Raw genomic sequence first — 8,827 nt, 5'->3', positions numbered from 1 at the left:
CGGCTGTTTTCATGGGGTGACCTAGCCGGCTAAAGCCGGTACACCAGCGCTGGTGTATAGCCTTTAGGCGATTCTTTTTTCGAGGTCCAAAGACGACGGCTAAAGCCTCGATATCAGCGCTGGCGTACAGGCATTGGGCGGCTGTTTTCATGGGGTGACCTAGCCGGCTAAAGCCGGTACACCAGCGCTGGTGTATAGCCTTTAGGCGATTCTTTTTCGAGGCCCAAAGACGACGGCTAAAGCCTGGGCATCAGCCCTGGCTCACAAAGTCGCGGGATCCCAGTCTTTTCCGTAATCGTGAAGCGGATAGGATTGCCAAAATCGAAATGCTTGCTCACGTCCAACGCTCTCTAAATATTCAGTCGCGTTGCTAAATGGCCAATCGGTCCATTTTGCACAGTACCCATGATGCACGGGGTTGTTGAGAACATAGTTTCGTGACGCATAAAAATGCCCTTCCGATTTCATGGCGGTCTCGGCTGCTTTGCACCAAGTTTGTCGTCCTCGCATGCCGTCCTCGCCATTCCATTGAAACGATGTGCGGCCATGCAATTTTCCAAGCTGCTCAAACATCCCGTGGAGCTCAACTACATCGCACAATACATGATAGTGATTGGGAAGCACGACCCAGGCGAATAGGGTTCGGGAATGTGTTTGCATAAATTCATAGAGTTGCAACGAGAAATCCGCGAGTCGTTTGTCAGACCTTCCAATGATCGGAGCGTGTTCGAAGCAGGCTGCGGTGATGAGATAGATGGAAGTGTGGTCGCTTTGAATGTGTGCCGGCGAGTGAGCAGGGTGATTGCGTTGACGGCGTTCGGTGAGAATTTTGGATCGCTGCTCTGGCGTCCATTGCCGCCACCGATACATGGCATTGGGATCTTTGGGCATTGGGATGCCTATTGACTGCAAGTAGGGCGACGTGAGTTCTATTACAAGTATTGTATCAGAAGACGGCTAATGGCTGTTTACCGTCGCTGGGGTACAGCCATGGGGCGACTCTTTTCGTGGGGTGACCTAGCCGGCTAAAGCCGGTACACCAGCGCTGGTGTATAGCCTTTAGGCGGCTCTTTTTATGGGCTGGTCTGGCCGGCTAAAGCCGGGACACCAGCGCTGGTGTATAGCCTTTAGGCGATTCTTTTTCGAGGTCCAAAAACGGCGGCCAAAGCCCGGACACCAATACATCGGCGGATAGCCGCACGTCCTTCGATAAATTGCTGCTTGCTCTTGCTTCGCTCATTCATTGGCGGTGGCAGTCGTTGACGTCTATCGTCAATAACTTTGGTAGCAACCGCGAATGCGACAAATTTTTAACTGCTGATTGCGTTACTCTTCGGCACACATTTCCATTGGCATCTCGCGTTCGAGCTTGGCGATTTTGCGACGTATCGCTTTCGCTTCCTTCTCAAGCTCATCGAGCTGCGCGTTTAACTTTACCAGCGATCGTTCAGGCGATGGCCGCAGGACCCGTTCGAGCATGTCCAAAAGTACCAACGCACGCACGGCCTTCAGTGCCGTCCCTCGCAAACGATACATCCGTGCGACTTGGTTGATCTGAGACAACCGCACCATCTTGGTGATTCCGGTGGCTCGCAAAAATTGCAGCGACCGCAGAAACGAAACCAACGGCAATAAAATGATCGCCAAATCTAACCAATGCGTTTTGCAGTAGGCAATTTTCTTTTCTGCTACCGAAACCATCAGGATAAACTCGGCGGCAAAACAAAACCAAATTGCTCCGGTGCTGAAGTGTAGCGCAAAGCGAAGCCAACCGTATTGGGCGACTTGGTTTTTCAGCAACAATTCGATCAGCAACACTGGCATGATCAGCAATGCGATCCAGATCATCGGCAAACTGAAGTACCGCTCCAGTCGCCGGCGCAATCGCGCATCCGCCTTACGCCATCCCATCGTTGGTAGCCAAATACGGTTCCCCATCTCGACACTGCGTGCGCACATTCGCAATGAAGGGCAGATGCAAAACACGCCGGAGTAGAAGTGCGTCCAGCGGGTCTCGGCGTTCCAGGGCCGGGTGTACCAGTGGTAGATCGATTCGGCGATCACGATCGGCCAAATCAGCAGCATCAGAACAATGGCCGCGACTTCGGTACTGCTGATCGGCGGCAGCGTGTACGCAATTACCGTTTCATCGGTGACCGGATCGTGAATCAGCGTTTCTTCTAAATTAGGCACGTCGACCCACAGCACCACCAAAACCGATTGGCAGACCAAAAAAGCCAGCGATATCCAAAACATCGCAGGCGCAGAATGAGCTGCGATCCGGTGAGCGAGGTTGTGATGTCGGTTGGGCATTGTTTGATTAACGCGATTTGAGTGTTTTTTGCTCCATTATCCTAAGGCATCAGCCCACCCATTTCAGGGCGCTAAGAAAAATTCACTGCGGAGATATCACTCCACTGGATTCCGAATTTTGCTAGATATTTTCGCAGCCGATCGGCATCATTCGCTTTCTGCTTGGATTGCCGCGAGACTTGGAATAGCTCGCGACCAGCTGCGGAGAGCGAAGGGGATTGCGAGCAGACCTTGATCACTTCGGCAAGTGAGGCTTGATCAAATCGATCGAGCTGGGCCATTTGCTTCTCGTCCAGCACGGTTCGCAATGTCGCGGCATGGCTATCGGGTTTTTCCGAGCCTCGCCAACTAGCCCTTAGCCGCGTGATTTCTTCGTCGACCATGTCAATCGTAATACGTCCGCCCGGCGACAGCGTTGCCATTCGCGTGATCGCTGCATTCAAATCACGAAAATTGGCCTTCCAAAGCGTCGATGGATCATGCGCAAACTCGATAAACTTTTTGCGTGCTTCCTTGTTGAACGTCACTTTGCGTCCATGATTCGTGGTGAACTTCTGTAATTCAAATTCAATGTTGGGATCGATGTCGTCGCGACGCTGCGCCAATCCTGGCAGCGCGAACGACCACAGATTGATCCGAGCCAAAAGGTCTTCGCGAAAATTGCCTTTGCCAACTTCTTGATGCAAATCACGGTTGGTGCCTGCGATCAATTGAAAATCGCTCGACGTCGCCTCATCCGACCCCACCGCGAGAAAAGTCTTCTCTTCGATCGCTCGCAGCAACATCGCTTGTTCGTCGGACCCTAGTTCGCCGATCTCGTCCAAAAAAAGCACGCCTTGGTCAGCTGATTTCAGCAGTCCAGCACGCGTAGCGGCCGCTCCTGTGAACGCGCCCTTCACGTGACCAAACAATGTCGACATCGCTTGTTCGCCGCGAATCGTGGCGCAATTCACCTCGACCAACGGGCCGGCAACTTGTTGACGATGTCGTTTGAGTGCAAAGATGCGTTGGGCGAGCTGCGACTTGCCCGCTCCCGTTGGCCCGCTCAGCAAGATCGGTGCACGCGTTGCCAGCGACACTTGTTCGATCCGTTCGATCAATTGATTGAAGGCCTTGTTCCGTGTCTCGATTCCGGACTTTAGAAACGACAATCCTTCCTGGTGTTCGGCCTGAAACCGGCTGGCCAATTGGTCGTACCGCGATAGATCCAAGTCGATCACGCTGTAGACGCCGCGAGGATCTTTGCCGCTGCGATTCGGTGGCGAGGTTTGCAGCAGTGCGGCGGGCAAGTGACGCGATTCGGTCAACAAGAACAAACAAATCTGTGCGACGTGCGTGCCGGTGGTGATGTGGGCGAGGTATTCCTCGCGATCAGTGTCAAACGAATAGTCACGAGTGAATTGATGCAGCAGCGCATAGACCTCTTCAAAATCCCAAGGATCACGAAGCTGGTTCCAGTGAAGACGCACCTCGGTTTCGGGAGAAACCAAGCGGATGTCGGCGACCACACTCTCGGCCAATTTCTCGTGCCGTCGATCGCACAGCAACTCGAACCGATCGACGATCAAATCGGGTTGCTGACACACCGCAATACTGGGGCGCCAACCTGACCAGCGATCGCCCCGCTTGGCAGGCTGATCTAATTGGGTGCCGAGGAAGCCGATAATGACGCGTGATTTATGCATAGATAGAATTATAAGTCACGCGATAGATGGAGTGTAAAGGCGGCTTTGTGTCTGTGTTCTCAAAATCCTTGGGCGTTGTTAAGTCATTGTGGGTCAATGGGTTAGTGTCAATTTAGTATGGTTTGGCACGTGTTGTGCAAAGTGAAGGAATTCAAGCGAGGTCAGGAGGCGTACCTCCAATCACGCCCCGAATTTTTCAGCCAGCCGCTTTACCGATAAACTGGCTCGCCCGCTCACTCGAATCATAGGCATCCCCATGCATACGACGCTGTACAAGCCTGCACCAAACAAGATGATCGCGACCGGCGAAGCGACCGCGATCTTGCCGACCGAATCGACGCCGCCGATCAAAGTGATTGGGACCGAGGCAATTCGCGACACATTCGACGAAGTTTGTTTGCAACAAGCGATCAATTCGCGGCTCGCACCAGGCGTGACCGATGTCGTGCTGAATCCCGATGCCCATCTCGGTTACGGAGCTCCGGTGGGATGTGTGATGGTATCGCCCACGCACATTTACCCAGGACCGGTGGGAGTGGATATCAAGTGTTCGATGAGTTTGTTGCAATTGGATGTCCCCGCGGACGTCATCGAGGACCGCCAAACGCGTCGTGCACTGATCTCAGCGATTTGCCAGCGTACGCCGACTGGTGCCGGCAAAGGACAACGAAGTGCCAAGAAGTCGCGTCCTGTGAACCGAACGCTAGGGAAGCAACTCGTTGTCGAAGGAGCCAGCGAAAGTGTTTGTCAGCAACTTGGTATTCCAATTGACTGGGCAGATCGATGCGAGGATTCGTTTCACCTTGGACATGACGAAACTCGAGATGCATTGGAAAATCGTTTGGAGGTTCTGCTTGCTCAGCGGCACATGAGTAATTTTTCGGACAAGATGAGTCAATTGGGTTCGTACGGCGGAGGAAACCATTTCGGTGAATGCGAAGTGGTTCACGTCGGGGACGATGACCGTTCACGTTCGGTTGCCGAAACGTTTGGGCTGCGTGACGGAAAGGTCGCGTTTTTGTCGCATTGTGGATCGCGAGGTTTTGGACACAACTTGGCATCGGGCCAATTCAAGACATTGCAAAACAAGTTCAGCAAATGGGATATTCCACTGCCGGCCGGAGATCGCCAATTGGTTTATGCACCGCTGGGAACGAGCGAAGCCGACGACTATTTGGACGACATGGCGCTGGGAGCAAATTTTGCAACCGCGAACCACTTGTTGATCAATGCTCTCGTATTAGAGGCGTTTCAAGAAGTATTGCCGGGAACGACGGGGGCGTTGGTTTATTTCATCAGTCACAACATTGCACGCAAGGAGATCATGGATAATCGGCCGACATGGGTACATCGCAAAGGAGCGACACGTGCGTTTCCCGCCGGCCATTACGCTTTGCGTGAGACCCCGTTTGCCGATACGGGGCACCCGATTTTGTTGCCGGGGAATCCTCGGGATGGCTCGGCGGTAATGGTGGCGGATCCCGGTGCCGAGCAGGCGTGCTTTAGTCTGAATCACGGTGCTGGACGTACGCTCGGGCGACGTCATGCCAATCGCGTGTTGGATCAAACGACGATCGACGAGGAATTCGAACAGCATGATATCCTCAGTAATTGCCGGTTTTATCCCAAAGATGAAGCTCCGGCGGCGTACAAGGATTTCGAGGAAGTGCTGCGATCGGTAAAGACCGCTGGATTGGCGAGCGAAGTCGCTCGCTTGAAGGCACGTTTCGTGATTAAGGATGCGAGTAAAGCGGATGATTGAAATTGATGGATCTCAGGGCGAGGGCGGCGGACAAATCCTCCGCTCCTCGCTCGCGCTCGCCGCGGTGACAAAGCAACCGATTCGGATCGTCAATATTCGATCCGGCCGCCGGAAACCAGGGCTGATGCGACAACATCTCACGTCTGTACGTGCCGCAGGCGCGGTTTGTAATGCGGTGATCGAGGGTGATGCGATTGGATCACAATCGATTACGTTCGAGCCAAATGAATCCCGTGGTGGCGAATTTGACTTCAAAGTCGGCACGGCTGGCAGTGCGGTGTTGGTCGCGCAAACCGTTTTGCCGGCTCTGATGCTCGCGGATCATCCGTCGCAAGTGACGTTCGAAGGAGGCACTCATAATCCAGCGGCGCCACCATTGGACTTTTTCCGAGATTCGTTTTTGCCACAATTGGCCAAGATGGGAGTCGCGAGTGAAATTGAGGTCAAAGCTTACGGGTTTTATCCCGCTGGCGGCGGAAAGTTTCAATTGAACATCACTCCGTGTCGCACTTTAGAGGCGGTAACGTTGATCGAGTGTGACGAGAAGGCGTCACCTCGCGTGACCGCGCTCGTCTCGGCGATTCCCAAGTCGGTGGGACAGCGTGAATGTGATACGATTCGGCGAAAGACAAACTGGGACGCCGACTGTTTTCACGTGCACGAGGTTTCACAACCACGTGGCCCTGGCAACGTGGTGATGATCCAGTGGTCAACGCCGAGTGTGACCGAGACGTTTACCGGGTTTGGCAAGGTGGGCGTCAAGGCAGAGCACATCGCGCGAGGCGTATTGCGACAAACGCGAGCCCATATCGCCAGAGCGGTCCCCGTCGGCGAACATTTGGCCGATCAGTTGATGTTGCCAATGGGATTGGCGGCGATGCAGGGACGAACAAGCGAATTTCGCAGCGGCCCGTTGACGCTGCACAGCAAGACGCACCTCGATGTGCTAAGGCTCTTTTTGGACATCCAGCTAGACGTGCAAGAGGACGACGAAAGCGGATCGGTGACGATCCGCTTTGGGCCACAGGATTGACGCTTCACCTCGTTTCAATGCAATCGCTGAAGGCTCTGCTCGACCTCTGCCAAACTGCGTTTGGCAGAGGGGGCACACGGCGTCCTTTGTACTGGCGAAACCACGTGCTACATGCATCTGCCGCGAGTCGCAACCTTACTCGACGGGGAAGCCGCGTTTCCGCAACAGAGCACTTGTGTCGACATCACGGCCTCGGAATCGACGGAATCCTTCGGCTGGATCAATCGTGTCGCCAACACTCATCACGTTATCGTGCAAGCTTTTTGCGGTCGCTTTGTCGTAAAAACTGCCCGCTTCCTCGAACACTTCGACCGCGTCGGCAGTCAACGCGTCGGACCACAGGTAGCTGTAGTAACCCGCCGAATACGAGTCGCTACTGAAAATGTGAGCAAACTGGGGCGTGCGGTGACGCATCGGGATCTCATCGGGCATGCCGATCTCCTTCAGCGTTTGTTTTTCGAACGCGTCAGGTTCGATCGAGGCCTGGTCCGTGGTGTGCAACTTCATGTCGACAATTGCGCTGGACAAATACTCAACCGTGTCAAAGCCTTGGTTGAACTTTGACGCCTTCTTGATTTTATCCAGCAACTGCGGCGGCATCGGTTCGCCGGTTTCGTAATGCACCGCGTATTGGCTAAGCACTTCGGGCGTGTCGAGCCAGTGCTCCATAATCTGAGACGGAAACTCGACGTAATCACGCGCTACGCTTGTACCCGCTTGCGAAGGGTAATTTACCTTCGAGTTCAAACTGTGCAGTGCATGGCCGAACTCGTGAAACAGCGTTACGGCGTCGTCCCACGAGATCAACGACGGTTTGCCCGCGATCCCTTTGACGAAGTTTGAGTTGTTGGAAACGACTGGCGTGATCGGTTCGTCGATGTTTTCTTGGCTGCGGTAATCCATCATCCACGCGCCACTTCGTTTGCCTTCGCGAGCGTAGGGATCGAGGTACCACAGACCGACGCGGTTGCCGTCCGTATCCTCGACTTTCCAGACGCGAACATCGGGGTGAAAAACGGGGACATCTTTGATCTCGGTAAACTGCATGCCGTACAGTTCACCGGCGGCCCACATCATCGCCTCGCGAAGTTTTTCCAGTTGCAAATAGGGTTTGACTTCGTTGAAATCGAGATCGTATTTGTCTTTACGCACTTTTTCGGCGTAGTAGCGGTAATCCCACGGAGCGATGGTAATGTTAGCGTTCTCGGAATCTGCGATCGCCTGCATATCGGCCACTTCTTCGCGAACGCGTGCGACTGCTTTGGGCCACACCTTCATCATCAAATCCATCGTCGCGGCAGGCGTTTTGGCCATGGTCGGTTCTAGTCGCCACTCGGCATGGTTCTTGTATCCGAGCAATTTGGCTCGCGCGGCACGCAAGCTGAGGATCTCGGAGATGATCGCATTGTTGTCGTGGGCGTCGCCGTTGTCGCCGCGGTTGTAATAGTTTCGCCAAACCGTTTCCCGCAAATCGCGGTTGTCCGCGTACGTTAAAAACGGATCCATCGACGAACGCGTGTTCGTGACGGCCCATCGGTCGGGGTGGTTGCGTTCTTCGGCTGCCGATTTCATCGCCGCAATCACGCTGTCGGGCGATCCGGCCAGATCGGCTTCGTTATCGATCCAGGTGACATAGCCTTTTTCGTCCTCGAGCACGTTTTGGCTGAAATCGGTGAACAGTCGAGCCAACCGCGTATTGATTTGCGATAGCTTGGCTTTGTCACTTGAGTTCAGTTTCGCTCCTTGGCGGACGAAGGTTTTGTAGAGATCGTCGACCAATCGTTTTTGAGCGACGGTAAACGATTTCATCGCATCGCTTTGGTGAATCGCTTCAATGCGTTTGAACAGTTTTTCGTTTTGATAGATGCTGTCACGGTGCTCGGACAACTTGGGGGCAACTGCACGTTCAATATCGGGGATTGGGCCCACGTTCAGGTTGCTGGTGTGGACATCGAACAGCGTTTCCACACGGTCAAGCGTCTTGCCCGCTTGCTCCATTGCAACGATTGTGTTTTCAAACGTCGGCGGTTCGCT

6 protein-coding genes are annotated in these 8,827 nt (G+C 54.0%); 2 read left to right on the top strand and 4 right to left on the bottom strand.

Features of this window, described 5'->3' with window-relative positions:
• Nucleotides 1-261: 261 nt before the first annotated feature.
• The 3 genes from ABX962_RS22175 to rtcR form a co-directional block, all read right to left on the bottom strand.
• Nucleotides 262-891, bottom strand: coding sequence for a hypothetical protein (locus ABX962_RS22175; protein WP_372722404.1), 630 nt, complete (start codon nucleotides 889-891; stop codon nucleotides 262-264).
• A 435-nt stretch (nucleotides 892-1,326) separates the two neighbouring features.
• On the bottom strand, nucleotides 1,327-2,313 hold the full coding sequence (locus ABX962_RS22170; RefSeq protein ID WP_372722402.1) for a potassium channel protein: 987 nt from the start codon (nucleotides 2,311-2,313) through the stop codon (nucleotides 1,327-1,329).
• Nucleotides 2,314-2,384: 71 nt separating this feature from the next.
• Entirely contained in the window at nucleotides 2,385-3,998 is a 1,614-nt protein-coding gene (rtcR, locus tag ABX962_RS22165; protein WP_372722400.1) for an RNA repair transcriptional activator RtcR, read from the bottom strand.
• 256 nt (nucleotides 3,999-4,254) lie between these two features.
• Here rtcR and ABX962_RS22160 point away from each other — a divergent pair, with 256 nt between their 5' ends.
• Nucleotides 4,255-5,760: an RtcB family protein gene (locus ABX962_RS22160; RefSeq protein WP_372722398.1), complete on the top strand. Its 1,506-nt coding sequence runs from the start codon at nucleotides 4,255-4,257 to the stop codon at nucleotides 5,758-5,760.
• The gene (rtcA, locus tag ABX962_RS22155; protein WP_372722396.1) at nucleotides 5,753-6,793 is read left to right on the top strand and encodes an RNA 3'-terminal phosphate cyclase; all 1,041 of its coding nucleotides are present in this window, start codon (nucleotides 5,753-5,755) and stop codon (nucleotides 6,791-6,793) included. The genes ABX962_RS22160 and rtcA overlap by 8 nt, the downstream gene beginning before the upstream one ends.
• Nucleotides 6,794-6,928: 135 nt before the next feature.
• On the opposite strand, the gene ABX962_RS22150 is transcribed toward rtcA, so the two are convergent.
• A partial coding sequence (locus tag ABX962_RS22150; protein ID WP_372722394.1) for a M3 family metallopeptidase occupies nucleotides 6,929-8,827 on the bottom strand: 1,899 nt, incomplete at its 5' end.

The organism is Novipirellula sp. (assembly GCF_041583735.1).
Classification (GTDB): domain Bacteria; phylum Planctomycetota; class Planctomycetia; order Pirellulales; family Pirellulaceae; genus Novipirellula.
This window is presented reverse-complemented; position numbering and strand designations above follow the sequence as displayed.

What these genes read in the sequence shown, in the direction of transcription:
- ABX962_RS22175 (WP_372722404.1), bottom strand. Translation starts at nt 891, where the DNA reads ATGCCCAAAGATCCCAATGCCATGTATCGGTGGCGGCAATGGACGCCA.
- ABX962_RS22170 (WP_372722402.1), bottom strand. Translation starts at nt 2,313, where the DNA reads ATGCCCAACCGACATCACAACCTCGCTCACCGGATCGCAGCTCATTCT.
- rtcR (WP_372722400.1), bottom strand. Translation starts at nt 3,998, where the DNA reads ATGCATAAATCACGCGTCATTATCGGCTTCCTCGGCACCCAATTAGAT.
- ABX962_RS22160 (WP_372722398.1), top strand. Translation starts at nt 4,255, where the DNA reads ATGCATACGACGCTGTACAAGCCTGCACCAAACAAGATGATCGCGACC.
- rtcA (WP_372722396.1), top strand. Translation starts at nt 5,753, where the DNA reads ATGATTGAAATTGATGGATCTCAGGGCGAGGGCGGCGGACAAATCCTC.